The sequence below is a fragment of the Variovorax sp. PBS-H4 genome, from assembly GCF_901827205.1.
Lineage (GTDB): Bacteria > Pseudomonadota > Gammaproteobacteria > Burkholderiales > Burkholderiaceae_C > Variovorax.
Genome location: NZ_LR594675.1, coordinates 2,191,734 through 2,217,631 on the forward strand (window position 1 = coordinate 2,191,734; position 25,898 = coordinate 2,217,631).

A 25,898-nucleotide genomic window follows, 5' to 3' on the forward strand; every position below is an offset into this window, starting at 1 on the left:
TCATGCAACTATCATAGTTGCATGAAAAGAGACAGCCGCCTCTCGGGCGTCCTCCACTGCCTGCTGCACATGGCCGAACTGACCCGGCCCGTCACCTCGGAATGGCTGGCGCAGGCCATGCAGACCAACCCGGTGGTCATCCGTCGCCTGATGGCAGGGTTGCGCGACGCCGGCTTCGTCGCCTCGGCCAAAGGGCATGGGGGTGGCTGGGTCCTCTCGTGTGCTCCGGAGCACATCACGCTGCGGGACATCCACGAGGCCGTGGGCGCGCCGCAACTGCTGGCGGTGGGCCACCGCGAAGAGAGCCCCGGCTGCCTGGTGGAGCAGGCCGTCAACACCGCCCTGGAGCAGGCCTACGGCGAGGCCGAGGCCCTCCTGCTCGAACGCCTGGGCTCCATCACACTCGCGGCGCTGTCGCGCGATTTCCAACGCCGGTTCGCCGCACGCGGCCGGTCCTTCCATGAGGTTTCCCATGACGTTTGACGTGGCCATCGTCGGCGGCAGCTTTGCCGGCCTTTCCGCTGCCTTGCAACTGGCACGTGCCCGGCGCCGTGTCGCCATCTTCGACACCGGCGTGCGGCGTAACCGCTTCGCCGCCAGCGCCCATGGCTTCTTCGCGCAAGACGGCCGCGCGCCCGGCGCGATCGTCGCCGAGGCGCGGGCGCAGGTGGGTGCGTATGCCACGGTCCGCTGGTTCGAAAGCCATGTGTCCTCGATCACGGGCGGCCCGGAGGCCTTCGCGCTGCAGGTGGACGGTGGCGCCCATGAAGCGCGCCGCGTCGTCCTGGCCACGGGCGTCGCCGACGGGCTTCCGTCCGTCCCAGGCCTCGAAGAACGTTGGGGCCGCAGCGTGTTCCACTGCCCATATTGCCACGGCTATGAGCTGGCGCTGGGCCGGATCGGCGTGATAGCGACCGGACCGAACTCGTTGCATCAGGCGCTGCTGCTGCCCGAGTGGGGCAGCGTCACCTTCTTCCTCAACGGCGCGCTAGTCCCGAGCGACGAAGATGCACGGGCGCTGGCGGCGCGCGGCGTGGTGGTTGAACCGACCCCCATCGCCCGGATCGCCGAGCGCGCACGTGTGCTGCTGGTCGACGGTCGCAACGAGGATTTCGCCGGCCTCTTCACCGCGACCCGGACCGAGCCCGCATCGGAGCTCGCCGCACAACTGGGTTGCGTGCACGAGCAGGGCCCCCTCGGTGCGTTCGTCAAGACGGGGCCGATGAAGGAGACGTCCGTGCCCGGCGTCTTTGCTTGCGGAGACTTGGCGCGTGCGGCCGGCAACGTGGCGCTCGCCGTTGGCGATGGCGCGCTGGCCGGCGCGGCGGTCCATCGTTCGTTGGTCTTCGGGTCTCAGGGTTACTGAAGCAGGATTTTTCCCTTTAACCCGCTGGAAGAGCCGCCGCGACCGCAGGTTCGTATTGCCCATGGACGAGGATGAACAGCATCCGGCAGGGCTTGCCGGATCGGTTGGCCCACGCTTGGTTGGTTCCTCGCTGAACGACAACGCTGCCGGGCTCCAGCGCGGCTTCCGAGTCGTCCAAGGTCATCTCACTCGCCCACGATGCCAGGGAAGCGGCAGCACCGGCGCTTCGAGCGGGCGATAGACGATCTGCGATTGCTCATCGACCTGCTTGCGGATGGCAACCACCTGCGGCGCGCTGAACGCGGTCAGCAAGGACTTGAACATCGCGAGGAAGTCGGCGCGATCGGAAGGTGCATCCCAGCCGCACCGTCGTGCCGCTGGCGCGGGTTGCGTCCGCCGGGATTCCGGCCAGCACCGGACGCATGATCGCGCCGTTGCCCGGTCGGTGAACACCTTCATCTCGCGCCTGGGACTGTCGGTCAACTGGTCGTAGGTGCGCTGTGCCCAGTGCAGCGGAATCTGCGAATCCTTCTGCCGTGGGTGACAAGAAAGGGCACCTTGATACGCTCCACCACGCCGTCCAGATGCACGTCCTCGGCGATACGCATGAACGCATCCTGATCAGCCACACCCCACACCCATTGCATCGCCGGTACCGCGCTGGTCCACCAGCAGTGACGAGACGCCACGGCGTGACAGTTCGCGCGGCAAGCCCACGCGCAGCAGCATCTCTTTCGTCGAATCCAGACCGTTGATTTGAACAAGCACCGGCGTCTTGCCTTGCATGCCTTGCGCGGGCACGAGAAGCGCCGCGATGTGCGATGGCCCGTAGGGAATCTCGACCCTGCGGCATTCCTCGCCCGTCAGCTCGATGCCGCGCATGAAGAGACTCAGACAGCGCTTGTAGAGCTCCAGCCGCCCGGTGCGTCGCGACCTTGCAAACGTTCGGCAGTCAGGAGGTAGATGGCAGCGCGGCCGTATTTTTCGCCGGCTGAGATCCGCCGGCCTCGGGCCTCGTCCTCCTCGGCCAGCGCGCAGAGCTTGTCTGCCATTCGCGACCAAGTTTCGCGAACGGCCTGCATGCCGGCGGCATCGGGGCTTTGGCGGCCTGCTGCAGCGGCGCGCACATCTCTTCGATCTCGCCGATCTTGGCGCTCATCTCGATGGCGATGTCGACCGAGAGGTTCCAAACGTAGTTGGTGGGGAAATAGCTGAACATCAGGGCGAAGTCTGATCGCCGTCGAGACACCATCGGCCTATTAGAGCAGCCTTTTGAAACTTGGAAGGCTCCGTCTCGAACTTGCGCATTGTGCCGGCGGGTGAGAGCAGAGACGATAGTGGCATGCAGAACGATTCCGTGACTCCCCGTATCACGCCTGAGGTGCTCGCCCATTTGAGGACCTGGGAAGGCCGCAGCGAAACGCTGGACGACAGCATCACCGCCGCGCCCATCCGCGGCCTGGCGGCGGCGCTCGACTGCGACGCCGATGCGACCGGCGACGCGCTGCCGCCGCCGTGGCACTGGCTGTACTTCCTGCCGCGTGCGCCGCAGCACGAGCTGGGCGCGGACGGCCATCCGCGCTTGGGCGGCTTCCTGCCTTCGGTGCCGCTGCCACGGCGGATGTGGGCGGGCGGGCGTCTGCAGTGGCGCGCGCCGCTGCGGGGGGGCGATGCGGTGCAGCGTGTCTCGCGCATCGCTTCGGTGACGCACAAGGCCGGCCGCACCGGCGATCTGGTGTTCGCGCTGGTGCAGCACGAGATCCGTCGCGGCGAGACGCTGTGCATCAGCGAGGAGCAAGACATCGTCTACCGCGCCCCGGCCCGCCCGGGCGATACGCCTGCGCCACCCACGCCGGCGCCAGGCGAAGCAGCCTGGTCGCGCGAGATCGTGCCCGATCCGGTGCTGCTGTTCCGCTACTCCGCGCTCACCTTCAACGGCCACCGCATCCACTACGACCGTCCCTACGCGACGGCCGAGGAAGGCTATGCCGGCCTCGTAGTGCACGGGCCGCTGGTCGCCACGCTGCTACTGGACCTGCTGCGCCGCCATGCACCGGAGGCCGTGGTGACGGATTTCGCCTTCAAGGCCGTGCGCCCCATCATCGACGTGCATCCCTTTAGCGTGCATGGCCAACCGTCGGAAGACGGCAAGACCATCCGGCTGTGGGCGCGCGACCACGAAGGCTGGCTCGCCATGCAGGCCACGGCCACGATCCGCTGAACCCTCCTCATCTTCCACGACCATGCTCGACAAGACCAGCTCCAACAACCACCACGAGATCCGCGACGCCGTGCGCGATCTGTGCCGCCAGTTCCCGGCCGAGTACCACCGCAAGATCGACGAGGAACGCGGCTACCCCGAGGAATTCGTCCACGCGTTGACAAAGGCCGGATGGCTCGCCGCCCTGATCCCGCAGGAGTTCGGAGGGCCCGGCCTGTCGATGGCCGAGGCTTCGGTCATCATGGAGGAAATCAATCGCTCTGGCGGTAACTCCGGCGCCTGCCACGGCCAGATGTACGTGATGAACACCATCGTGTTCAGCGGCACCGGGCAGCAGAAGGCGCGCTACCTGCCGAAGATCGCCGCCGGTGAGCTGCGCGTGCAGTCCATGGGCGTGACCGAGCCCACCACCGGCAGCGACACCACCAAGCTCAAGACCACGGCGGTGAAGAAGGACGGCCGCTGGGTGATCAACGGCCAGAAGGTCTGGATCTCGCGCGTGCAGCACAGCGACTTGCTGATCCTGCTCGCGCGCACGACGCCGCTGGACCAGGTGCAGAAGAAGAGCGATGGCCTGTCGTGCTTCATCATCGAGCTGGACAAAGCTGTCAGCAACGGGCTCACCGTGCGTCCCATCCTGAACATGGTTAATCACGAGACCAACGAGTTGTTCTTCGACAACCTCGAACTGCCCGAGGATGCGCTGCTGGGTACCGAAGGCAAGGGCCTGAAGGTGATCTTCGACGGCCTGAACGCCGAGCGCACGCTGATCGCCGCCGAGTGCATCGGCGACGGCTACTGGTTTCTGGAGAAGGCGCGCGACTATGCGGGCGAGCGCAAAGTGTTCGGGCGCCCGATCGGGCAGAACCAGGGCATCCAGTTCCCGCTGGCCGAGGCGTTCATCGAGCTGGAGGCCGCCAACCTGATGCGCTGGCGCGCGTGCGAGAAGATCGATGCGCGCCAGAACGCGGGCACCGAGGCCAACATGGCGAAATACCTGGCGGCGAAGGCCAGCTGGGAAGCCGCCAACGCCTGCCTGCAGACGCACGGCGGCTTCGGCTTCGCTTGCGAATACGACGTGGAGCGCAAGTTCCGCGAGACGCGCCTTTACCAGGTGGCGCCCATTTCCACCAACATGATCCTGAGCCATGTCAGCGAGCATGTGCTCGGGCTGCCGCGGAGCTTCTGATTTGCCACGACCCCTCGATGGCATCACGGTCGTGTCGCTGGAACACGCCATCGCCGCGCGTTTTTGCACCCGCCAGCTCGCCGACCTGGGCGCGCGAGTGATCACGGTGGAGCGCCCCGGCGTGGGCGACTACGACGATCGCAACCAGGGGCTGGCTTCGCACTTCGTGTGGGTGAACCGCTCGAAGGAGAGCCTCGCGCTTGACCTGAAGCAGCCTGAAACGATTGCTGCCCTGAAGGACCTGATCGCCAAGGCCGACGTGCTGGTTCAGAACCTCGCGCCCGGTGCCGCCGCGCGCAAGGGGCTGGGTACGAAGATTCCCTTGACCGCCGTCGGGCCATGAGCAGTCGTCCAGCAGAGACCTAGGGTAGCCAGAAAGCGGCATTGGAAGGCCACGACCTCAGCCTTCGCCCCCGAACATGACCGCCCCTTCATTGCAGCGCAAATAGGACCTGATTTCGGCTGGTATAGATGCTTCATCTGCCTCCAGGACGGTCGCCGCCCGCAGCTGCTCGCGTTGGAACGCCTGACCACCTTCGCGCATAAAGGCAATCCGGGCGGAGGTCTTGATGAACTTGCCCACCCAGAGGCCGCCGGTGTAACGCGCCGCGCGCATCGTGGGCCTTCTGACCGCCACGAACCATCCGGCCCTAGGCGTTCTTCTTCGCCTCTGCTGCAGCGGCCGCCGCCAATCCGCCGGCCGATGTGAACTCCCCGCCTTCCACGATCACGATCTCGGCCTCCCCGAAGGGCGGCAACCGATGTTGCCGCGCCGTCTGGTACTCCGGCGACTCGTAGCAGTCGATGGCGGCTTGCATGGTCGGGAACTCCAGCACCACGAAGCGGTTGAAGCCTTGGCTCCCCTCGGCGATGTGGAACCTGCCGCCTCGGGCCAGAGGTCGGCCGCCGTGGCGAGCGACGATGTCGGGTATCTGCCGGGCGTAGTTCCAGTAGCGCTCGGGGTCGAGGATCTTCGAGCGGGCGATCCAATAAGCAGACATGCGAATGCGTCCTTCTTTCACTCCGGGCGGCTGCCGGGCAGCAGCCAGCGCGGTCGTTCGATGGCGTCGAGCATCAATGCGTCGGCGCTGCGGTTCTTCAGTGGCGCGGCAGCAGCGCGCGCCGCATCGACGAATTCGCGGGCAGGGAGCCCCCTGGCGCCGAGTTCGCGCGCGATGTCATTCGTCAATTGGTCCATGCGGGCATCGAGGTCGCGCGCATCCTCTGCATCGAGGGTGACGAAGCGGCAGCCGGCCGCCGCGAAGTCCGCGCGCGCGATGGCGCCCCCGACGCCATAGAAGTATTGCGCTTCGGCCTGCGACTGCGCGCGCAACCAATCGTTCAGCACGACGCGGAGTTCACCCGGCAGCGCATCGTGGAAGCGCCGCGCCAGTCCGAACTCGAGGTTCATCATCGACACGCCGATCTCCAGCCTGACCGCCGCGTGGCGACCGACGCCGAACACCTGGGCGGAGCCATCGGCCAACGACACGAGGTCGACGTCGCCGCCCATGAAGGCCGGCAGGAGGTCCACCGAGCGCAAGGCAACGGGCCGGCCACCCAGCGCGGCAGCAATGCGGGTGTCGATGCCGGCGTTGGTGCCGATCTTCAGTCCCCGCAGGTCGGCCAGGCGCTCGATCGGACGCCGGGCGAAGAGGTGGTAAGCCCCCGTGGCCTTCAATCGGCCGAGCAGCACGCCGGCGCGTTCGAACTCGTCGCGCAGAAAGGGCGCGTAGAGCGCTTCGGAAGCCGCCGTGGCCACCTCCGTATTTGGAAACAGCTTGGGCAAGGCGAGCAGTTGCGCGAGCGGAAAGCGCTCGGGTTCCCACGAGGTGTAGCACGGCGCGAAATCGGTCCGGCCGTCCACCAGCGCCTGAAAGCCCTCGCGCGCCGGATGCGCGGATTCACCCCAGGCGGCCGTCACGGCGATACGCCCGTTCGCCATGGCGTTCAGCACCGCGAACGAGGGCTCGAAAACGCTGGGGACGACCCACGCATCCGCCGTGGGATGCGCGCTGGCGCGCATCACGACGCGCGCGCCTTTGCCCGATGCGACGAGCGGCCTGGCGTAGGCGCCGCGCAGCCAGGCCTCTGCGATCGCGTGGCGTTGGCGCGCTTCCTGCAAAGTCGGCGGCATCGTCACCCCAGCTCGAGTTGCTTGAGCACGGCGCTCATCTCGCGCCGCTCCGCGCCCAGGCGTTGCGCAAATTCAGCAACGCTCATCGGCCGCACGTCGAGGCCGGCAGCGGCCAGTGCCGCCGAGGTGGCCGGGTCGCGCAAGGCCTCCTGCAGCGCGGTGTGCAGCGTGGTGCGCACCGGTTGGGGCAGGGCGGGAGGGCCGAAGAAGCCGATCCACGGCAGGTAGGTGAATTCGGCGACGCCGGCCTCGCGCAGTGTCGGCACCGACGGAAGCTGGGCAGACCGCGTGGTGCCACCCACCACGATCGCCTTCAACCGGCCCGACTTGACGAAGGGCATGGCGACCGGAATGGCGATCCAGGTGGCGGCGATCTGGCCCGCCACCACGTCGGCCACGGACTGTGGACCGCCCTTGTAGGGGACGTGCGTCAGGTCGGCACCGGTCGACTTCTTGAGCATCTCCATCGCCACGTGCTGGGGGCTGCCCATGCCGACCGAGCCATACGACAGCGATCCGGGATTGCGATGGCTCAGGGCGCTCAGCTCCGCCAGCGTCCGCACCGGCAGGCCCGATGACACGACGAGCACGCTCGGCAACTCGGCCACCATGCCGATCGGCGTGAGCTGGCCGACGTCGAGCGAGGGACGGTCCTTGAGATTGGGCACGAGGCAGACCAGGCCGTTGTTCAGCGCGCCGATCGTATAGCCGTCCGGGCGCGCATTGAAAACCTTGGAGGCGCCCACGAGGCCTCCCGCGCCCGGCGCGTTCTCGACCGGCACCGGCACGCCGAGCCGGTCTGCAATGCGCTCGGCGACACGCCGGCTCGCAACGTCCGAACCGCTGCCGGCCTGCAGCGAGACGATCAGCGAGATCGGTTTGGCGGGGTAGCCGGCGCCGGCGATCGACGGCGCAGCCGGCCAGGCCGACAACGACAGCAAGGCCAGCATCGCTTGCCGGCGATGCGGGCAGAACGTCGGCCCTGCGCGGCCCGACGACCCATTCGCTCTTGCACTCATCCAGTCTCCTTGGTGTTCACCCGGTGTTCGGTCGCCGTTGCGCCTGGCGGTCGGTCAACCTGCAGTGCGCCGCATGTCGCTTTCCCAATCGATGTCGCGCTCTTCGATCTCGAGGCTGCGAAACACCGCGTCCGCGCCACTGAGTTCGTCGAGGTGCTCCCCGCGTTTCAAGGCGGCGATGATGGCGGCCTCCTTCGCCACGCGGGCGCGCGCAGCCTCGATCACACGGGCAAAGGTGTGCGGTGCAATGGCGATGACGCCGTCGCCGTCCGCGACCACGATGTCGCCCGGGTGCACGGTGATCCCCGCGCACGCCACCGGCACGTTGACCGCGCCCGGTCCGCGTCGTTCGGGGCGCGAGGGCGAGATGCAGGTGGACCAGATCGGCACATGCATGGCGCGCAGCGCATCCACGTCGCGGATCGGGCCGTGCACCACGACACCTGCGAGCTTCTTGTGCAGCACATAGGTGCCCATCATTTCGCCGAACAGGGCACCGTGCGGGGCCCCGCCGTTGCTCAGCACGACGACCTGGCCCGGCGCCGCCAGCCGCAACGCCTTCTGCACCATCAGGTTGTCGCCGGGATCGCAATAGGCCGTGACGGCCGGGCCCGCCATCCGCAAGCCGCGCTCGAGCGCACGCATGGCGGGATTCATGAGTGCCCGGCGGCCGGCCAGCGCACCCATGGCTTCGTGCAGGTCGGCGACGCCGAAGGGCGCGGCATCGTTGCAGTCGCAGCGCAGGGCGGCGGATGGGAGGCGTGTGTAGATGATGGAGGATTGCATGTCGAGGTGGCCTGCGCCGGGGTCGGCACGTGCATTCGACTGTGGCCGCTGCAGGCGCCGCGCGCTTGTTCAAAACCACCGGGCGCTTGGCGTTTTCGCACGCGCCGGTTCGGTGCCGGGCGTGGGCGGGTTCAGGCCGGCGCCACCTCGTCGTGCAAGGGCGCGTGGTGCAGCCGCCGGTACTGGCCGGGCGTCATGCCGGTGTAGACCTTGAACCGCTTGTTGAAGTGGGCCTGGTCGAGAAAGCCGGAGTCCTCCGCCACCTTGAGCATCGGGATGTCGGTGTAGGCGAGCAGCTGCTTGCCGTGCTCCAGGCGGATCTCGTCGAGCAGGTGCTTGTAGGTCTTGCCGGTTTCCTGCTTGAGCAGGTGCGTCAGGTAGGTGCCGGTCAGGTGAACCTCGGCCGCGACGTCGCCGAGCGTGATGTTGCGGCGGAAGTTCTGCGCCAGATACGCCATGGCCGCACTGGCGCGCCGGTCGATGACGCGCTGTACCGCGCCATCGCGCTCGAGTCGCTGGAACTCGGGCAGGTACTTGTCGCCGACCTGGGCGAGCAGCAGCGTCAGCTCGGCCCGGGCACGGGTCGCATCGAAGATGCCGCGCCGGTCGCTGGCTTGCAGCATGCGCTGGCAGCGCGCACGGGCCTCGGCAGTCTCTGCCGCATCCAGCACGTAGCTGCATCGCGGCTGGAAATAGAAAGGCGCGAGCTCGGGCAGCTGCATCAGCTCCGCGTTCCCATGCGCGGACTCGTCGGGCAGCGCGACGTTCTGCCGGATGAACTGCGCGCTGAAGTAGATCACGTAGCACTCGGCTTCGGCCGGGAAGGCCACGCGGTGCACGGTGTAGGGCGGCACGAAGAAGATGCTGCCGCTGCGCGCGTGGTGGGTGCGCCCGGCAATCTCGTGCGTGGCCGTGCCCGCGGCCACGAAGAAGACCTGAAAGAACGCATGTCGATGCGGCGCCATGTCGCGCTGGGCATCCGCGGTGCTGCGGACCCCGAAGCCCGACCAGCAGAAGGTCTTCTGCGCCAGCGTGAAGGTGGGCACCACGCGGCTGAGCATGGACGAAGCGGGCTTGGCGAGCATCTCCCGCTTGTAGCGAAGCGGCGGCATCCGGCAATCCGGCGTTTCCCGCACCTTGGCCTACGCGCCGCCGCGTTCGCGCGGGATCTGCCGGATCGGGCCTTTGCGCACACTGAGATTGAGCAGCCGCAGGCAGCTGTAGACCGTGCCCAGCGCCGGCACGTCGATGCCTTGGCGCCGTGCCAGTTCGAGCAGCACCCCGACGATCGGTTCGAGCTCGAAGGGCCGGCCGGCCTGCACGTCCTGCAACATCGACGTCCGGTGGTACCGGCTGCTGCGGGCCCGTGCAAAGGCGGCCTGCGCATCGATGGATTCGGCCAGTCCGCAGGCGCGCGCGACGGCCATGGCCTCATCCATCATCGCGCGTGCCAGGCGCTCGCCCTCGGGCTCGTCCAGCACCTCGCCGAAGCCCAGCTGCGACAGTGCACCCAACGGGTTGAAGGCCACATTCACCAGGAGCTTGCGCCACTTGTCGGTGCGGATGTCGTCGCTGAGCACAACCGGCAGCTTCGCGCCACGCATCAGCTCGAGCGGGCCGCGCGATGCATCGGACCCCCGGACGACGTCGCCCAGCGCGAAGCGGTCGCTGGCGACGGTGACTTCGACCAGGGCGCCCTCGGCGGACAGCGAGAGTCCCTTGGTCACCACGCAGCCTGCGATGCGATCGAGCGGCAGCGCGGCCTCCGCCAACCCATCCGGGTCGACGGCCTGGAGCCGCAGCGGCGGCGCATCGGTGCCGAGGTACTGCCACCAGGGCAGGCCGTTCTGCGGCAACAGGATGATCGCGTCGCGGGCGTGCGCCGCGAACTGCTGCGCGGCCAGGCCCAGGTCCTGCGCCTTGACGGCGAACACCAGAAGGTCCCAGCCCCCGGGTGGCGGCACCGCGGCACTGCAGCGCAGCGACACATGGCGAGCATCGTGCGGTGGGTCCAGCGGCTGGAGCGTCAGGCCGCCCTGACGCACCGTGCGTTCGAAGGCCTCGCCCTTGCCGTGCAGCACCACGTCCGCGCCCGAGAGCTGCAGGCGTGCAGCGAGGTAGCTGCCGATGGGTCCCGATCCGATGATGAGCGTGCGCATGGGATCAGCCGCTCAAGCGATGGAACCGCCGCCGTCGACCCGCACCGTGGTGCCGGTCGCGAAGCCGCTTGCGGCGAGATACACGATGGCGCGGGCGACGTCCTCGGGCACGCCGACACGGCGGACCGGCAGCGACGATCGCGCCGCGGCAAAGGCAGCGGCCTTCGCGGCCTGGTCCGCGCGGTCCCACAAGGGCGTCTCGATCAGGCCCGGCGAGACGGTGTTGACGCGCACCGGCGCCAGCTCCAGCGCCAGGCCACGGCCGAGCGCATCCAGCGCGGCGTTGATCGCGCCCTGCAGCACCATCTTCGGGTTGGGTCGCACGGCCAGGAAGCCGGAGACGAAGGTCAACGAGCCGGAAGGCGCAATAGGTACCGCCTGCGCGATCCGGTAGGCGCCCCAGAACTTGCTGTCCATTGCAGCACGGGCGTCGGGCAGGGACATCGTGCGCACCGGGCCGGTGGGTGTCCGGGCCGCGGAGACCACCACGTGGCCCCAGGGCTCGTGGTCCGTCGCGAGCGACGCCACGTCGCTGTCCACCGTCGCGTCGACCACCAGGCCGGTGCAGCCGATGGCCTCGGCGGCCGCCTGCACGTTCGACGGGTTGCGCGAAGCGATGGTGACGCGGGCTCCCGCCTCGACAAAGGCTTGCGCCGCAGCCAGGCCAATGCCCGAACTGCCGCCAACCACCAGCACCCGCTGACCGGAGAAATCGAACAAGGCCATGCTTCAGTCGATCCGGATGTTGCGATCACGGATGACCGTGCGCCAGCGCTGGTAGTCGCGCGCGATGATGTCGCGGAACTCGGCCGCGCTGGTGCCGGTCGCCTGGACGCTGAAGTCGGCGAGCTTCCTGCGGATCTCCGGCAGCTGGACGATCCTCCGGAACTCGCTGTTCAGCCTGTCCACGATCGGCTGCGGCGTGCCCTTGGGCACCCACACGCCGTGCCAGCCGACCATGACGAGCTGGGGGTAGGTCTCGCTGAGCGTGGGAAGGTTGGGAAAGGCGGGGTGCCGCTGCGCATCGGTGTAGGCCAGGCCACGAACCGAGCCCGCCTTCACGTAAGGCAGCATCACGGCGCTGACGTCGACGAGCACCTGGATATTGCCGGAGATCAGGTCGGTCACCGGTGGCTGCTTGTACGGCACCTGCGTCATCTGGATGCCCGCCGTGCCGGAGAGCATCTCGGTGAGCAGATGATGCGCCGACCCGGCGCCGTAGCTGCCGTAGGAGAGCTTGCCCGGGTTCTTCCTGGCGTACTCCACCAGTTCGCCCAGCGTCTTCACCGGCAGCTCATTGTTGACCGTGAGCACGTAGGCCACGGTGGAGGTCTGCGTCACCGGTACCAGGTCCGTCAGTGCGTTGAACGACAGCTTCGGATAGATGTGCGGATTCATGGTCGCGGTCTGGTTGATGCCGAACAGCACCGTGTAGCCGTCCGGTGCCGCGCGCGCCACGTACTCCGCGCCGATGTTGGTCGAGGCCCCCGGCCGGTTGTCCACCACGATCGGCTGCCCCAGCGCCTCGCCGAGCAGCGGCGCGAGCATTCGCGCGACGATATCCACACCGCCGCCCGGCCCCTGCGGAACGATCAGCTTGATGGGGCGCTGCGGCCACGCGGCGCCTTGCGCGACTGCTGCCAGCGGCGCGAGCGACGGCAGTGCGCCGGCGGCCAGGCCGGCGACCAGGGCGCACCTGCGCCGGCTCGTGGGTTGATCGATTGCCTTCTTCATCAGTCTTGTCTCCGTCGTCGTTCGTGTCGTCGTGGTCGGGTCGTCGCGTGGCGCCGTGTCGCGCAGCACGGTAGGCCTCAGTGGTCGTCCTCGACGTGCTGGTAGGCGAAATGCTTGGCGCTCACCGGTGCCGTCATGCCGGCGGCGCGCGCTTCTTCCATCGGAAAGTTCAACTCCACCTTGACGCCGTTGGGATCGAACAAGAACACCTGGTACAGGCCCTGGTCGTTCACCTGCCGTTCCTTGAACTCGGCACCGCTACGGCGCAGGTGCTCGACCATCTCGGCAAGGCCCGAGCAGCGGAACGCCACGTGGTCGATCACGCCCGTGCCGCTGAGCGCCTGCGACTGCTGCCCCAGGTACGCCTTGCGGTTGTCCGATGCCTTGGCGCCGCCGTGCGTGATGTGCAGCACGTCCTTCTCGCCGATGTACATCCACTGCACCGGAAAGCCGAAATCGGGCGTGGGGCCGCGGCGCAACAGGAGAACGCGCTCGTACCAGTCGATGGTCCTGGCGAGGTCGCTGGTCTGCAGCAGGTAGTGTTCGAGGTAGTGAAGCGGCATGCAATCTCCGTGAGGGTTGCCGCATCGTAGGGATCAGCCTGCCGCCGCCCTTGTCTGAATCGCGGAGGGTCTTGTCGATTTCCCGTTCGCTGGCGCGATGCCCGTGGCGGGCAGGAGGCGCGCTCCTGGCGGGTGTATTCAGAGCACGAGCGACATCCGCAGGCCGAGGGCCAGCCGATCTCGGGCCGGTGTCCGCGGAACGCCTCCAGCCGCGGCATCAGCCATTCCTGCGTGAACGAGCACATCGCTGATGACCAGCGTCTCGTGTAGTCGTCGAAAGGCTTGCAAACCTCGACGAGGTTACGGACGAACGCTTGGTCGCCAAGCCGCCCGGTGATTCTTGACGCGACTGTCTGGTCGGAATGCAGCGACGCAATCAGGTCGTCCCGCAGGCTGTTGAGGCTGCTACTCGTGTGGCTTCAAAATGTTGAACTGGACGGCGTCGTCGAACGTCTGCTGCTGGCGTCTGTCTCATGCGGCACGGCTTCCCAGTGCAGCGATGATGGTTGCAAGCACCTTCGGGCCCACCTTGGCGGCCACATTCCTACTTCTGAATTCGGTCAAGGCATCGCGCTACGCCGTCTCGGCAAGCCGTGAGACGAACGATCGGCCTTCAACACCATAGGCTTGAGCCTCCCCCGGCGTCAGTCGCACGACGATGTCAAAGCTGACCGCCGAGTAGCTGCAGTTCACGTCGAGCAGCAAGTCGTTGCCGTCCTGCAGCAAGAACCATCCCTGAGGCTTAGAGTCGATGATTTCCATGATGGGTCTCGTCCGATGTACTGGGAGACGACTGTGAAGGTCCGGTCCTGGCCAAAGACGTGGGAAAACATGTTGGGTCCTTAGGCAATTTGGAAGCAGCTTCGAGTGGCCCGCCTCCAGTCATCGTAGGTCATTCGGTCCGTTTTCTGGATGGAGGCGCCACGGTACCAGCCGAATCATCTGGGGCGGAGCAGAAGCCAATTCCAGGCAACAAAGAGCGCGATGATGAGGAACGCCAAGCCTTGAGCTCGGCGGCATAGCCGCTTTCCCTCATCGTCGTACTTATCGGTGGCAAAGGACCACCAGAAGAGCCATCCGACCAAACGGTCTTGGCTCGTGGCGCATTCGCTCAAGTGCCCTTGCGCACGTTGGCCCATCGCGACATAGGCCACGCCGGCTACAAGCTAAGCGGTAGCAAGAACTCCGACTAGCCAATTCTGCATTCGCCTTCCCTCCAGGTCAGGGTTGTGCCCCTGCCGCGTCGTCGGAAGTCTGCTTCTGGCGCGAAGATTTCGCTCCTGTCCCCAGCGATGCTTGGGAAGCAGCGGCGCCTCGCACTTCGCACATCGCTTGGGAAAGAAGAGAACGCGGGTCGTGCAGGGAGTTCCACTCGTTGGCTGCGCACCGCATCTTGGGCCCAGTGTCCGCGCATTTATGGGGTTCCCTGAGACCTACGTTCGTGCTCGGGGTGACGTTGTTTGGGATTTCTCGGGCCCCTGGTGCCTGAGCCGGTCCCCTGGGAGGCCACAACTGGCGTGGGTAGCTATTTGCGCTTTTATTGAGCCAGAACAGCGGCTGTTCTAGGTCAATAAATGACCGAACAGCTCAATAAATGCGCAAACAAGCTAATAAATGCGCAAACAGTCGGGGCTCCGACGTAGCCTGACACGAGAGCAGAGAACGTGACGAAGCCGCGCCATGTACATCGAAGCGAAGTCGGAGGTCGGATGGGACAGCGCTGCCGATCGGCCCAGTCACTTGCTCCAAGCCAGGCGCGCGCCGGTGCATAAGCCTATGCATGGTCCAGATGATTGCGGAAGCTCCAAGCGCTGGACCGTGAAGTCCGCTTACAGAACTGGCCGCTGCCCGTTGCGAGCTGATGCAGCGTCAGGTGATGGATTAGTTCCTGTAGAGATGCGAGGAGATCCCCAAAAAACTCTGGCCTGCGTCTCGCAGGGAAAGTGTGCCGATTGGTCAGACGGCGTTTACCGTTCAGAAGGAATGGGAGGGCTGCACTTGGAGTGTTCCCTCCGTCGAAGCTCTCGTTCCGCCCTCCGGTGGCGCGCAACATCCGCAATGCCGATTGATCTGGAGATCTGCGACGTCCCCTTTGCGATGCTACCGCTCGACATCAGGATGTACTGGCACTGCGCCAGGACGCAGATCCGGCGCATCGCTGGCTGCGAAACGTCATGGTCGCGCTCTTCGGCAGTTCGCCGACGGCCAGTTCTTAGGTGTTTGGCCTTCGCTGCCCGAACACGAAGCCAGCAACGGCCGCCCCCGATTTCTTCCTACTCGATCGCCTTGCCCATGTCCTCGACCACCTTCTTGGCGTCGCCGAAGACCATCATGGTCTTGTCCATGTAGAACAGCTCGTTGTCCAGCCCGGCATAGCCCGCGGCCATGCTGCGCTTGTTCACGATCACCGTCTTGGCCTTGTAGGCCTCCAGGATCGGCATGCCGTAGATCGGCGTGCCCTTGGTGAGCGCGGCCGGGTTCACCACGTCGTTGGCCCCCAGGATGATCGCCACGTCGGCCTGCGCGAACTCGCCGTTGATGTCCTCCATCTCGAACACCTGGTCGTAGGGCACCTCGGCCTCCGCCAGCAGCACGTTCATGTGCCCCGGCATGCGCCCGGCCACCGGGTGGATCGCGTACTTCACCGTCACGCCCTTCTCGGTGAGCTTCTGCGCCAGCTCGTTGACCGCGTGCTGCGCGCGCGCCACCGCCAGCCCATAGCCGGGCACGATGATCACGGTCTCGGCGTTGGAGAGCATGTAGGCCGCGTCGTCGGCGCTGCCGCTCTTGACCGGGCGCTGCTCCTGGGCCGCGCCCGTGGCCGTTGCCGGCTCGCCGCCGAAGCCGCCCAGGATCACGTTGAAGAACGAGCGGTTCATCGCCTTGCACATGATGTAGCTCAGGATCGCCCCCGAGCTGCCCACCAGCGAGCCCGCCACGATCAGCATGGCGTTGTTCAGGCTGAAGCCGATGCCCGCGGCCGCCCAGCCCGAGTAGCTGTTGAGCATCGACACCACCACCGGCATGTCCGCCCCGCCGATCGGGATGATGATCAGCACCCCCATCACGAAGGCCAGCAGCAGCATCAGGAAGAAGGCAGTCCAGCTCTCGGTGGCCATGTACACCAGCCCCAGGCCGATGGTCGCGAGCCCCAGCACCAGGTTGAGCATGTGCTGGCCCTTGAACTGCACCGGCGCACCCTGGAACAGGCGGAACTTGTACTTGCCCGAGAGCTTGCCGAAGGCGATGACCGAGCCGCTGAAGGTGATGGCGCCGATGGCCGCGCCCAGGAACAGCTCCAGCCGGTTGCCCGCCGGAATCGCCCAGCGCGCCAGGCCGTCGACCACGTAGGCACCCTCGGGCGTGTTGCCCCCGATGAGCGCAGCCACCGGAGGCGGCGTGATGCCGAAGGCCCACGGCTCGACCACGGCCGCCACCGCGATGAAGACAGCCGCCAGACCGATCATGCTGTGGAAGAAGGCGACCAGCTCGGGCATCTGGGTCATCTCGACGGTCTTGGCGCGGTAGGCGCCGTAGCCGCCGCCCACCACCAGGCCCAGCAGCACCCAGGCCATGCCCTGGCCCCTGCCGCCGGCGAGCTGCACGATCAGCGCCGCGGTGGTCAGGATGGCGATGGCCATGCCGGCCATGCCGAACATGTTGCCGCGGATCGAGGTGGTCGGATGGCTCAGGCCCTTGAGGGACTGGATGAAGCAGACGCTGGCAACCAGGTACAGCAGCGTGACGACGTTCATCGACATGGTCAGTGGCCCCCCGCCTTGGCCGCTGCAGCAGCCGGGGCCTTCTTGTCCTTCTTCCTGAACATCTCCAGCATGCGCCGGGTGACGAGGAAGCCGCCAAAGACGTTGACCGCTGCCAGGGCCACGGCCAGCACGCCCATGCCCTTGCCCAGCCAGGTGGTGGTGAGCGCGGCCGCGAGCATGGCGCCCACGATGACGATGGCGGAGATGGCGTTGGTCACGGCCATCAGCGGCGTGTGCAGCGCAGGGGTGACGGTCCAGACCACGTGGTAGCCCACGTAGATGGCCAGCACGAAGATGATCAGGTTGATGACGGTATGGGATACCGGGTCCATGGCTTTCTCCTCGTTCGGCTTGTTCTTACTTGCGGGTGAGCTGGCCGTCGCGGCTCATCAGGCAGGCGGCGACGATGTCGTCTTCGAGATCGATCTTGAAGCCGCCCTCCTTGGGGAGCACGAGCTTGAGGAAGTCGAGCACGTTGCGCGCGTAGAGCGAGGAGGCGTCGGCGGCCACGAGGGCGGGCAGGTTGGTCTCGCCCACGAGGGTGACGCCGTGCTTGACGACGGTGCGCCCGGGCTCGGTCAGGGGGCAGTTGCCGCCTTGGGGGGCGGCGAGGTCGACGACGACGGAGCCGGGCTTCATGGCCTTGACCATGTCCTCGGTGACGAGCACGGGGGCGGGCCGGCCGGGGATGAGCGCGGTGGTGATGACGACGTCGGCCTGGGCCACGCGCTTGGCGACTTCGGCTTTCTGGCGATCGAGCCAGCTCTGGGGCATGGGGCGGGCATAGCCGCCGACGCCTTCGGCGGCTTCCTTTTCTTCCTGGGTCTCGTAGGGCACGTCGATGAACTTGGCGCCCAGGGACTCAACCTGCTCCTTGACGGAGGGGCGCACGTCCGAGGCCTCGATGACGGCACCCAGGCGCTTGGCAGTGGCGATGGCCTGCAGGCCAGCGACGCCGACGCCCAGGATGACGACGCGCGCGGCCTTGACGGTGCCCGCAGCGGTCATGAGCATGGGAAAGAAGCGCTGGTAGCGGTCGGCGGCGATCATGACGGCCTTGTAGCCGGCGATGTTGGCCTGGGAAGAGAGCACGTCCATGCTCTGGGCGCGGGTGGTGCGGGGGGCGGCTTCCAGCGCAAAGCCGGTGAGGCCGGCCTCCGCGAGCCTTTGCAGGCCCTGGGCATCGAAGGGGTTGAGCATGCCCACCACCACGGTGCCAGGCTTCATGAGCGCAGCCTCGGCGTGCGTGGGTGCACGCACCTTGAGCACGAGCTCGCAGGCAAAGGCGCCAGCGGCATCGGTGATCTCGGCACCGGCACCCTGGTAGGCGGCATCGGTGAGCGAGGCAGCAACGCCGGCGCCGGACTGCACACGCACCGTGTGCCCCTGCGCGACAAGCTTCTTGGCCGTCTCCGAAGTCACGGCCACTCGGGTTTCGCCGGAAATCGTTTCTGCAGGTATGCCGATTTTCAGTAGGGAGTAAGCCAAGCCACTTCTCCTTTCATGGGGAACCCCTCGAATGGTGAATAAAGAAAGGGCGCGCCGAGAGTGCCGTGCCGCATCTCTGCGCCGCGTTACAGGGCACATGAAGGGGGAAGCCGCCCACCCTCTAGAGCGTGCCTACCAGGTGGCCTCCTTCGACGACCACTTCCGTCCCGGTCATGTAGCGGGACGCTTCCGAGGCCAGCAGCAGGAGCGGCCCCTGAAGGTCATCGAGTTGACCAAGCCGACGCTGGGGAATCCGGCGCACGAGTGCCAAGCCGGGCTCTGACTGCCAGAAGTCCTTGTTGAGCTCGGTGTAGAGGTAGCCTGGAGCGAGGGAATTGACGCGAATGCCGTGTCGCGCGAGTTCCAGCGCGAGACACTTGGTGAGCTGAATGACGCCGGCCTTGGAGACCGCATAGGGAAGCACGCCGCCGGCCTGGCGCAAGCCAAGGATGGATGCGACATTGATGATGGAGCCGCCGCCGCAGTCCTTCATCAGACTCGCGACCGACTGCGCGACGAAGAACATGCCCTTGAGGTTCGTGTCTACGACGTCATCCCAGTCCGTCTCCGTCTGTCCATCCAGCGCGCTTCCTTCGTGGACGACGCCGGCGTTGTTGACCAGGATGTCCAGCGAGCCGATCGCGGCAATGGATCGGGAACACGCCTCGACATCCCGGACGTCCAGCGAGGCGATAGAAGCGGTGCCGCCTGACGAATGGATCATCGCTGCGATCGTGTCCAGCGCTTCGGTGCGCCGAGCAGCCAGGATTACCTTGACGCCGTGCGCCGCGAGCACGCCGGCAAAGTAGGCGCCCAATCCGGAAGAAGCGCCGGTGACCAGCGCCGTCTTGCCCCTGAGGTCATCAAAAATCATGCCGTCATTCCTCGCGAATTGCCCTGGGCATCAGGTCGTATGGGTGTTTCCATCCAGGAAGCCGCTTGATCCGGTCGGCCCATCGGGCGATGTTCAAAAATCCCTTCCTGTCGAAGCGCGCATCCTCTTCGTAATACAGGTAGCCCGCCATCGAGATGTCAGCGATCGTGGGGGAGGCGCCGACGATGTATTCACGGCCCGCAAGGTGCGCGTCGACGATCTCGTAGGCCGCTTGTGCCTGCGCGCGCAGGTGCGCGGTCAAAACCGACTCATCGGCGCCTCGAAGTCCGATCATGAAACGGAGCGTGGCAAACGGAGGCGTGAATCGATGGTTGTCAAAAAGCAGCCAGCGCAGGACCTCATCCTGTTCCATTTGGCTTGCCGCTGAGTACATCCCCGCTTCCCGGGAAAGGAAACTCAGGATGACGCCGCTTTGCGAGATCAGCCGTCCATCGGGCAACTCGAGCGTGGGAAGCTCGCCCATCTCATTGGTGGTCTGGCGAAAGGCGGATCTTGATGGCTCATCGAAGAAGTCGACGAACACCGGCGACCAATCCGCGCCGACCAGGTTCAGCATGAGGGTTGCCTTGTAGCTGTTTCCGGACTCGCCACGGCAGAACAATCGATATTTGCCCATCATTGGATTCCTGATGCGAGGACCGAGGGTCACTGCACTGGATGGGTGCGGCCGGTGTGGCTGCAAAGAAAGGCGCGCGCCGTGTCGGCCAGCTCGCGCGCGAAACGCGCATCGAGGTGCCCATGACCCATCAGAAGTCGGAAGTAGACGGCACCATAGAGCATGTCGAGCGCGATCTCCACATTCAGCTCGGCAGCAAACTCTCCGGATGCCATGCCGCGTTCGACGACCTCACGAACCGCCGCGCGCCGGTGCTTGAAAAAGCCCTCTCGAAACGCATCGCGCAGTACCGCGTCGGTCTGCCCCTCTGCCAGGATCTCCGCGACCATCTGGCCGAGCTCGCCCCGGTATTGCTTGACGAGCAATGCCAGGTGCTTGGCCATCGCATCCATCGCCGATGCAGCATCCGGTGTCGGGGTACTCGGCAGCATCAGCTTGATGAAGGTGTCGATGACCACGGCATTCTTGTTGGCCCACCACCGATAGATGGTGGCTCTCGCAACCCCTGACTCCTGCGCGATCGCATCTATCGTCAGGTCTCGTACTCTTGTCTTTCCGAGCAAGGTGCGAGTCGCGTCCAGCACGGCAACCCGGGCCTCCTCGCTGCGCGGGCGCCCTGGACTGCGCGTGCCCTGTGGATTGATGGGAGACGAAGCTTCGTTCATAAGAGATCCTGGTCGCGGACAATGGGAATATTCTGAACGCCGGTAGCTGGTGCCGGCATTCAACCGCCCGGCGGTCGAACAAAAATGGTCGAACCGCTTACATGCTTCGATGCCTCGGTCATCAGGAAGTGCGCCAGACCGATGATGTCTTCTGGCTGCCCGAGGCGACCACCTGGATAGGAAGCAGCGATACGCTCCATGTACTCGGAGGTCATGTTGTCGTTGGCCATTGCCGTGTTGGTAAGGCCCGGTGCTATCGCCGAAACAGAGATGCCGTGGCCGGCAACTTCCTGGTGCAGCGTGTTCGTGAAGCTGGAGATCGCAGCCTTGGCTGCCCCGTAGGCTGCCCCTCCAGGCGTGCTTCGGACGCCTAGCGCGGACGTGAAGTTCACGATGCGCCCGGCTCCTTGCTCGATCATCCGAGGTAGCACTGCGCACGAGAACAAGAACGTCCCCGTGACGTTCACCGTGAAGATCCGATTCCAGTCTGCCAACGTATGATCCTTCACCAAACAGCGGTGGAGTTGACCCGCATTGTTGATGAGGGCGTCGATACGCCGAAACCGTCCTATTACGGCTGCGACGGCCGCCGTTACGGAATCTTCGAGCGTGACGTCGCAATCGATCGCGACGCCTTTGTCGGGGCCTATTTCTTTGGCGACGGCATTGGCAGCGGAAAAGTCTCGGTCGACGCATGCAACCATGGCCCCTGCCTGGCCCAGGCCCAACGCCATGGCCTTGCCGATGCCGCCCCCGGCTCCGGTGATGATGACGACCTTGTCGTGGATCGAGAAATTCGCGGCTCGATAGTTCTGCATTGGGGTCCTTCTGTGAATGACGGTCGGCCTTCTCGGACCGTGATGCTGCGGTGCTGTCTGGGCGAACTAGAAGGCCACGGCGGATGCGCCTTTGAGTGCAAGTCGTGCTCTAGCCTCCTCGGGAGAAGCAATCTCGATCCCGAGTGAGTCCAGCGTGGCACGGATCTTCTTCACCTGTGAGGCATTCGAAGGGGCAAGCGTGCCTTTGCCGATGTAAAGGCTGTCTTCCAGACCGACGCGCACATTGCCACCCCTGAGCGCGCCGGACGTGGCGAGCGGCATTTGGCTGCGCCCGGCCGCCATGACGGACCACTCGTAAGCGTCGCCGAAGAGTTTGTCGGCGATGTGTCTGGCGTGATTGAGGTTGTCGATGTCCGCCCCAATGCCGCCCAGAATGCCAAAGACGGTCTGAACAAAGAGCGGTGGCTTTACCAGCTTTCTATCGAGGAAGTGCGCCAGCGAGTAGAGATGGCCAATGTCGTAGCACTCGAACTCGAAGCGTGTCCCATGGCCATCCCCGAGTTCGTGGAGAATGTATTCGATGTCCTTGAATGTGTTGCGGAAGATTCCGTCACGGGATCCTTCGAGATAAGGCGCCTCCCAGTCATGCTTGAGGTCCTTGTACTTCTCCAGCATCGGAAAGAGCGCGAAGTTCATGGAGCCCATGTTCAGCGAACACATCTCCGGCGACGCACGTCGTGCGGCTGCGAGCCGTGCGTCTAATGTCATCCACTGCGCGCCGCCTGTCGTGATATTGATGACTGCGTCGGTGCGCTCCTTGATTGCCGGGAGGAACTCCATGAACGTTCGGGGGTCTGCCGACGGCTGGCCGTTCGCGGGATCCCTGGCATGCAGGTGCAGGATCGCCGCGCCAGCCTCGAATGCCTCGATGCCACTGTGGGCGATCTCCGCGGGCGTGATGGGCAGGTGCGGACTCATGCTGGGTGTGTGGATGCTTCCGGTCACGGCGCAGCTGATGATGACCTTCTTTTGGGGGGGGTTCACTTGGGTTCCTTTTTGGACGACCGCGGTTCCGCGGCAGTCTGGGCACGTATCACTGCAAGGGAGAAAACGGAGCGGGGACGTAGATGGCCGTCTGGGCGCGCTTCATCCACTGGAGCGAACCACGTGGAGGCCACCAGCCTTTGGCGAGAGCGTCGGCGCGGACGGCCTGGCGCTGGTCCAGCGAGGTGTACGGCCAGATATGCACGATCCGCTTGGGTTCCGCAAGCGCGTGCATTACGATGACGAGCGGCGACAGCGAGATGCGGTCGGGCACCGCGGCCTGCCAGGAGGCAATTGAGGCGGGCAGGGATTCCGGATCCTCGTTGAGGTGATAGGTCCGGATCTCGTAGAAGCGGCCTAGCTCGCCCTTCACGACCGGCTCGATGCCGGGGAAGCTGGCGTAGGCGTCCTGCTGGACTGCGACCACCTTTGTAGCGGCGTCCGCAGGGAACCGGAGCTCCGCACCTCCCAGTGGCTCAGCCTCCATTGCCTCGGCCGATCGGAAGCTTCGCAGCACTGCGATTTCGTTGAGAAGTCCGACTTCCGCGACCCAGCAGCCGATCAGTGAAGCCGCCTTTCGCCTAGCAAGCGCCTTCTCTAGCGCGCCCAGCACAGCTGCCACACTGCCAGGGACGCATTCGATTGTGGCCAGATGGAAGATCATTTGGTTTGCAAGGTGATTGGTTGGGTTCAGAAACTCGGCATGCACTCAGGAACGCCAGCGCAGCAGGTGCGCTTCGCAGCGCTGAAGCAAGGCGTTCGTGACGAGGCCGATGAGTCCAAGTAGCGCGATGCCGGCAAACAGGTCGGCTGATTGGTACGATCTTCCGGCCAGGAGGATGGCCGTTCCAAGGCCCGGTTGACCCGAGAGCATCTCGCCCACGATGGACAGGATCAGGGCGATCGTCATCGATACCCTCATGCCCCCCAGAATGTCCGTCACGGCATTCGGCAAGCCGATCTTCAATACGTACTCCAGCTTGCCAAGCGCCAGCACCCTCGAGACCTCCTTGAGGCGCGGGTCAACAGATGCGAAGCCATGGACGGTGGCTAGAAGGGTGGGCCAAAGCGAACCGAAGGCAACCACGCCTATCACCATCCCGGGAGTGAGGCCAAAGAAAACGATCGCAACGGGGACGACTGCTGACGCTGGCAGGGGGCGTACGAACTCCAGCAGGGGGTTCAGGTAGAGCGCCCCTTCTTCCCAGACACCTAGCAAGGCGCCGATCAGCACCGCGATCAGGCTGGCGAGCAGCCATCCCCAGATCATCCTCATCAACGTCTCAATGGCTTGATGTGCGAGGTCGCCTTCGGTGAATCCCCAGTGAAGCGCGTCGAAAGCGCCTCGCGGCGTTGGCAGATAGATCTTGGGGACGAGCCCGCTTGCAGTGGCGGCATGCCAGAGCAGCCCCAGGAGCACGAGCCCGCCGAGCGCGAATGAGAGTCGGGCGAGCACCTTCATCGCGCTTCCTTTGCAAGTGCATTGCCGACGCCGAGGCCCGCCAGGAGATGGCGCTGGACGGCGACCAGCGCGGAGTTCAGCAGCCAGCCAAGCAGGCCGACCCAAAACAAATAGGCGAGCATGTCGGCTGGTTTGAGCGCTGTCTGGGAAGTCACAAGGCCGTAGCCGAGGCCTTGGGGATTGGCCACGATTTCGACCGTTACCGCGACGACCAGCGCAAGCCCGATCGCAAGGCGGAGCGCGACGATCAGCCGCGGCGCTGCGGCCGGCAAGAAGATCTTGAATACTCTTTGGGCCGTTCCGAGTTGCAGCACGTCCGCCACCTCCAGCAAGCGTCGGTCGACGCCGGCAATGGCGCTTTGCGCGAGGATCAACACGGGCCAGAAGGTAGCGAAGCCGACGATCGCACTTTCCATCTTCACTCCGAAGCCAAAGGCCATCATGGACAGCGGGATCAAGGCGACGGAGGGCATCGGCCTGAGCAGCTCGATCGGCCAATTCAGCAGCCGCGCGGCATTTGGCGACACGCCGAGAAGCAGTCCACCCGCAAGCCCCAACAGCGCACCGTAGCAAAGGCCCACCCCGGCGCTGACGATGGTTTGGAGGGTCCTTGTGAGCAGCACGCCATTGGTCAGGAGTTCGGCGATGGAGGCCACCACGTCGCTCGGCGGGACCAAGGTGTCGCTGGAACTGGCCCAGGTACGCGCCGTGAGCTCCCAGATCACCACGAGGCAGACGGGAACGACAAGGCCTTTGGCTATGCTCATGCGTGCTCCCCCTGCATCAGTCCGTAGAGTTCCCTGCGCATGCGCAGGAATTCCGGATCTTCACGTGTGGTCAACTGATGGCGCGGCCGTGGAAGGGGCGCATCGACGATCCGCTCGATGCGGCTAGGATGTGACGCAAGCGCGATCACTTCGTCTCCCAGATAGATGGCCTCTTCCAGGTCGTGCGTTACGAACATCACGGTGATGTGCCGCTCGGCAGCAATGGCCAGGATCTCGTCCTGCAGCGATTGCCGAGTCATCGCATCGAGTGCGCCGAAGGGCTCATCCATCAGCAGCAGGCGTGGCTCTTGCGCCAGGCAACGGGCAATCTGCACCCGCTGCTGCATGCCACCGGACATCTGGCTGGGAAACTTCTTCGCGTGATCGCGAAGTCCAACGGTCTTGAGCAATGCATGGATCCTGTCGGCGCGCTCGGACATGGGCACTTTCGCGGCTTCAAGTGCCAATGAGACGTTCGCGTAAACGTTTCGCCACGGGAGCAAGGCCCGGCCATAGTCCTGGAAGACAACGGCCATGTCGCGCCTTGGCCCGGCCAGCGGCGCGCCGCCAAAATCGATGGTGCCGCTCGACGGCGCCACCAGGCCTGCGGCCACGCGCAATACGGTGGTCTTGCCGCAGCCCGAAGGGCCGATGACACATGCAAACTTGCCACTTGGGATCTTGAAGGAGATCCTGTCGAACACCGGCCGACCCGCGTAGGCGACGGAGACGTCGCGGAAGGTCAGCGTGGCCGCGCCTTCTGCGTTCTTGCTATTGCGCATAGAGGCGTCCCACATCCACGCTGTTGCGCAGCATTCCTTGCTCGCGCATCATCTTGATGGTCTCTTCCAGCGCGGGCCGGTCAGACGACGTCATGAGTTGCGGCATCGGAATCCGATTTGCAAGATCAGGCGGCATGCCCGTGAACTTGGCGATGTAGGCCTTGGCCTTTTCTGGATTGGCTTCGGCGAAGGCGACGCCTCGCTTCAGTGCGTCCCTGAACTTTGCGATGGCCTCTGGATGCGTTTTGGCGTAGTCTCGAGTCGAGATGTAATAGAAGATGGGAAGCGGGCGCTCGAAGTTGGAGACCATCGGCGTGACTACATAGCCGATGCTCGCTTCGTTCATGCGTCCCAGCATCGGTTCAGCGGTGACGACGGCATCGACGCTGCCGCCGCGGATCAGATCGGCATGCTGGGGAAAGCCGCTTTCCACGAACGTCACCCGGCGCTGGTCGACGCCAT

At 65.5% G+C, this 25,898-nt stretch carries 29 protein-coding genes and 4 pseudogenes; 5 read left to right on the forward strand and 28 right to left on the reverse strand.

Features of this window, described 5'->3' with window-relative positions:
• Nucleotides 1-21: 21 nt before the first annotated feature.
• Both E5CHR_RS10525 and E5CHR_RS10530 read left to right on the forward strand, forming a co-directional pair.
• Complete coding sequence (locus E5CHR_RS10525; protein WP_162579628.1) at nucleotides 22-483, forward strand: Rrf2 family transcriptional regulator; 462 nt, start codon at nucleotides 22-24, stop codon at nucleotides 481-483.
• The gene (locus E5CHR_RS10530) at nucleotides 473-1,366 is read left to right on the forward strand and encodes an NAD(P)/FAD-dependent oxidoreductase (protein ID WP_162579629.1); all 894 of its coding nucleotides are present in this window, start codon (nucleotides 473-475) and stop codon (nucleotides 1,364-1,366) included. The genes E5CHR_RS10525 and E5CHR_RS10530 overlap by 11 nt, the downstream gene beginning before the upstream one ends.
• Nucleotides 1,367-1,382: 16 nt before the next feature.
• Here E5CHR_RS10530 and E5CHR_RS31700 read toward each other — a convergent pair.
• The 3 genes and pseudogenes from E5CHR_RS31700 to E5CHR_RS31705 all read right to left on the reverse strand — a co-directional run.
• A pseudogene (locus E5CHR_RS31700) lies at nucleotides 1,383-1,553 on the reverse strand (cupin domain-containing protein); the annotation flags it as partial.
• Complete coding sequence (locus tag E5CHR_RS10535) at nucleotides 1,547-1,825, reverse strand: hypothetical protein (protein ID WP_197893849.1); 279 nt, start codon at nucleotides 1,823-1,825, stop codon at nucleotides 1,547-1,549. The pseudogene E5CHR_RS31700 and the gene E5CHR_RS10535, both read right to left, overlap by 7 nt.
• Nucleotides 1,805-2,585, reverse strand: a pseudogene (locus tag E5CHR_RS31705) (hypothetical protein); the annotation flags it as partial. The gene E5CHR_RS10535 and the pseudogene E5CHR_RS31705, both read right to left, overlap by 21 nt.
• Before the next feature lie 123 nt (nucleotides 2,586-2,708).
• Between E5CHR_RS31705 and E5CHR_RS10550 the strand changes: the two are divergent.
• The 3 genes and pseudogenes from E5CHR_RS10550 to E5CHR_RS10560 form a co-directional block, all read left to right on the forward strand.
• A complete protein-coding gene (locus E5CHR_RS10550; RefSeq protein WP_162579630.1) occupies nucleotides 2,709-3,587 on the forward strand; it encodes an FAS1-like dehydratase domain-containing protein in 879 nt (292 codons plus the stop codon).
• A gap of 22 nt (nucleotides 3,588-3,609) precedes the next feature.
• A complete protein-coding gene (locus E5CHR_RS10555) occupies nucleotides 3,610-4,776 on the forward strand; it encodes an acyl-CoA dehydrogenase family protein (protein ID WP_162579631.1) in 1,167 nt (388 codons plus the stop codon).
• Nucleotide 4,777: 1 nt separating this feature from the next.
• Nucleotides 4,778-5,083, forward strand: a pseudogene (locus E5CHR_RS10560) (CoA transferase); the annotation flags it as partial.
• 93 nt (nucleotides 5,084-5,176) lie between these two features.
• Here the strand turns inward: E5CHR_RS10560 and E5CHR_RS10565 are convergent.
• From E5CHR_RS10565 to E5CHR_RS31960, 25 genes and pseudogenes are all read right to left on the reverse strand, one after another.
• Entirely contained in the window at nucleotides 5,177-5,392 is a 216-nt protein-coding gene (locus tag E5CHR_RS10565; protein ID WP_162579632.1) for a hypothetical protein, read from the reverse strand.
• A gap of 34 nt (nucleotides 5,393-5,426) precedes the next feature.
• Nucleotides 5,427-5,777, reverse strand: coding sequence for a DUF1330 domain-containing protein (locus E5CHR_RS10570; protein WP_162579633.1), 351 nt, complete (start codon nucleotides 5,775-5,777; stop codon nucleotides 5,427-5,429).
• 17 nt (nucleotides 5,778-5,794) lie between these two features.
• Nucleotides 5,795-6,913 (reverse strand): TRAP transporter substrate-binding protein DctP, encoded by a 1,119-nt coding sequence (gene dctP / locus E5CHR_RS10575; protein WP_162579634.1) that lies wholly within the window; start codon nucleotides 6,911-6,913, stop codon nucleotides 5,795-5,797.
• Between the two features lie 2 nt (nucleotides 6,914-6,915).
• Nucleotides 6,916-7,932 carry a Bug family tripartite tricarboxylate transporter substrate binding protein gene (locus tag E5CHR_RS10580; protein ID WP_162579635.1) on the reverse strand — a complete coding sequence of 339 codons (1,017 nt, stop codon included), beginning with the start codon at nucleotides 7,930-7,932 and terminating at the stop codon, nucleotides 6,916-6,918.
• A 54-nt stretch (nucleotides 7,933-7,986) separates the two neighbouring features.
• Nucleotides 7,987-8,718: an RraA family protein gene (locus E5CHR_RS10585; protein WP_162579636.1), complete on the reverse strand. Its 732-nt coding sequence runs from the start codon at nucleotides 8,716-8,718 to the stop codon at nucleotides 7,987-7,989.
• 131 nt (nucleotides 8,719-8,849) lie between these two features.
• Complete coding sequence (locus E5CHR_RS10590) at nucleotides 8,850-9,830, reverse strand: helix-turn-helix transcriptional regulator (protein WP_232062026.1); 981 nt, start codon at nucleotides 9,828-9,830, stop codon at nucleotides 8,850-8,852.
• A 30-nt stretch (nucleotides 9,831-9,860) separates the two neighbouring features.
• Nucleotides 9,861-10,877, reverse strand: a complete 1,017-nt coding sequence (locus tag E5CHR_RS10595; protein WP_232062027.1) for a ketopantoate reductase family protein — start codon at nucleotides 10,875-10,877, stop codon at nucleotides 9,861-9,863.
• 12 nt (nucleotides 10,878-10,889) lie between these two features.
• Entirely contained in the window at nucleotides 10,890-11,603 is a 714-nt protein-coding gene (locus tag E5CHR_RS10600) for an SDR family oxidoreductase (RefSeq protein WP_162579637.1), read from the reverse strand.
• Between the two features lie 3 nt (nucleotides 11,604-11,606).
• Nucleotides 11,607-12,611: a Bug family tripartite tricarboxylate transporter substrate binding protein gene (locus E5CHR_RS10605; protein WP_162579638.1), complete on the reverse strand. Its 1,005-nt coding sequence runs from the start codon at nucleotides 12,609-12,611 to the stop codon at nucleotides 11,607-11,609.
• Nucleotides 12,612-12,688: 77 nt separating this feature from the next.
• The gene (locus tag E5CHR_RS10610) at nucleotides 12,689-13,174 is read right to left on the reverse strand and encodes a VOC family protein (RefSeq protein WP_162579639.1); all 486 of its coding nucleotides are present in this window, start codon (nucleotides 13,172-13,174) and stop codon (nucleotides 12,689-12,691) included.
• A 573-nt stretch (nucleotides 13,175-13,747) separates the two neighbouring features.
• Nucleotides 13,748-13,936 carry a hypothetical protein gene (locus E5CHR_RS10615; RefSeq protein WP_162579640.1) on the reverse strand — a complete coding sequence of 63 codons (189 nt, stop codon included), beginning with the start codon at nucleotides 13,934-13,936 and terminating at the stop codon, nucleotides 13,748-13,750.
• Between the two features lie 1,511 nt (nucleotides 13,937-15,447).
• Nucleotides 15,448-16,935, reverse strand: coding sequence for an NAD(P)(+) transhydrogenase (Re/Si-specific) subunit beta (locus tag E5CHR_RS10620; RefSeq protein ID WP_162579641.1), 1,488 nt, complete (start codon nucleotides 16,933-16,935; stop codon nucleotides 15,448-15,450).
• A 2-nt stretch (nucleotides 16,936-16,937) separates the two neighbouring features.
• Complete coding sequence (locus E5CHR_RS10625) at nucleotides 16,938-17,270, reverse strand: NAD(P) transhydrogenase subunit alpha (RefSeq protein ID WP_162579642.1); 333 nt, start codon at nucleotides 17,268-17,270, stop codon at nucleotides 16,938-16,940.
• 25 nt (nucleotides 17,271-17,295) lie between these two features.
• A complete protein-coding gene (locus E5CHR_RS10630; protein ID WP_162583672.1) occupies nucleotides 17,296-18,411 on the reverse strand; it encodes a Re/Si-specific NAD(P)(+) transhydrogenase subunit alpha in 1,116 nt (371 codons plus the stop codon).
• Nucleotides 18,412-18,547: 136 nt separating this feature from the next.
• Nucleotides 18,548-19,300 (reverse strand): SDR family NAD(P)-dependent oxidoreductase, encoded by a 753-nt coding sequence (locus E5CHR_RS10635; protein ID WP_162579643.1) that lies wholly within the window; start codon nucleotides 19,298-19,300, stop codon nucleotides 18,548-18,550.
• A 4-nt stretch (nucleotides 19,301-19,304) separates the two neighbouring features.
• The gene (locus E5CHR_RS10640; protein WP_197893852.1) at nucleotides 19,305-19,940 is read right to left on the reverse strand and encodes a glutathione S-transferase family protein; all 636 of its coding nucleotides are present in this window, start codon (nucleotides 19,938-19,940) and stop codon (nucleotides 19,305-19,307) included.
• A gap of 26 nt (nucleotides 19,941-19,966) precedes the next feature.
• Complete coding sequence (locus tag E5CHR_RS10645; RefSeq protein WP_232062283.1) at nucleotides 19,967-20,395, reverse strand: TetR-like C-terminal domain-containing protein; 429 nt, start codon at nucleotides 20,393-20,395, stop codon at nucleotides 19,967-19,969.
• Between the two features lie 6 nt (nucleotides 20,396-20,401).
• Nucleotides 20,402-20,602, reverse strand: a pseudogene (locus tag E5CHR_RS31710) (TetR/AcrR family transcriptional regulator); the annotation flags it as partial.
• 59 nt (nucleotides 20,603-20,661) lie between these two features.
• A complete protein-coding gene (locus E5CHR_RS10650; protein ID WP_162579645.1) occupies nucleotides 20,662-21,420 on the reverse strand; it encodes an SDR family NAD(P)-dependent oxidoreductase in 759 nt (252 codons plus the stop codon).
• A 66-nt stretch (nucleotides 21,421-21,486) separates the two neighbouring features.
• Nucleotides 21,487-22,425 carry a 3-keto-5-aminohexanoate cleavage protein gene (locus tag E5CHR_RS10655; protein WP_162579646.1) on the reverse strand — a complete coding sequence of 313 codons (939 nt, stop codon included), beginning with the start codon at nucleotides 22,423-22,425 and terminating at the stop codon, nucleotides 21,487-21,489.
• A 49-nt stretch (nucleotides 22,426-22,474) separates the two neighbouring features.
• Complete coding sequence (locus tag E5CHR_RS10660; RefSeq protein WP_162579647.1) at nucleotides 22,475-23,134, reverse strand: NIPSNAP family protein; 660 nt, start codon at nucleotides 23,132-23,134, stop codon at nucleotides 22,475-22,477.
• Complete coding sequence (locus E5CHR_RS10665; protein WP_162579648.1) at nucleotides 23,135-23,887, reverse strand: ABC transporter permease; 753 nt, start codon at nucleotides 23,885-23,887, stop codon at nucleotides 23,135-23,137. It lies immediately after the preceding gene.
• Nucleotides 23,884-24,543, reverse strand: coding sequence for an ABC transporter permease (locus E5CHR_RS10670; RefSeq protein ID WP_232062028.1), 660 nt, complete (start codon nucleotides 24,541-24,543; stop codon nucleotides 23,884-23,886). The genes E5CHR_RS10665 and E5CHR_RS10670 overlap by 4 nt, the downstream gene beginning before the upstream one ends.
• 107 nt (nucleotides 24,544-24,650) lie before the next feature.
• Complete coding sequence (locus tag E5CHR_RS10675; RefSeq protein ID WP_232062029.1) at nucleotides 24,651-25,358, reverse strand: ABC transporter ATP-binding protein; 708 nt, start codon at nucleotides 25,356-25,358, stop codon at nucleotides 24,651-24,653.
• 67 nt (nucleotides 25,359-25,425) lie between these two features.
• Nucleotides 25,426-25,869: an ABC transporter substrate-binding protein gene (locus tag E5CHR_RS31960; protein ID WP_269474047.1), complete on the reverse strand. Its 444-nt coding sequence runs from the start codon at nucleotides 25,867-25,869 to the stop codon at nucleotides 25,426-25,428.
• Nucleotides 25,870-25,898: the final 29 nt, after the last annotated feature.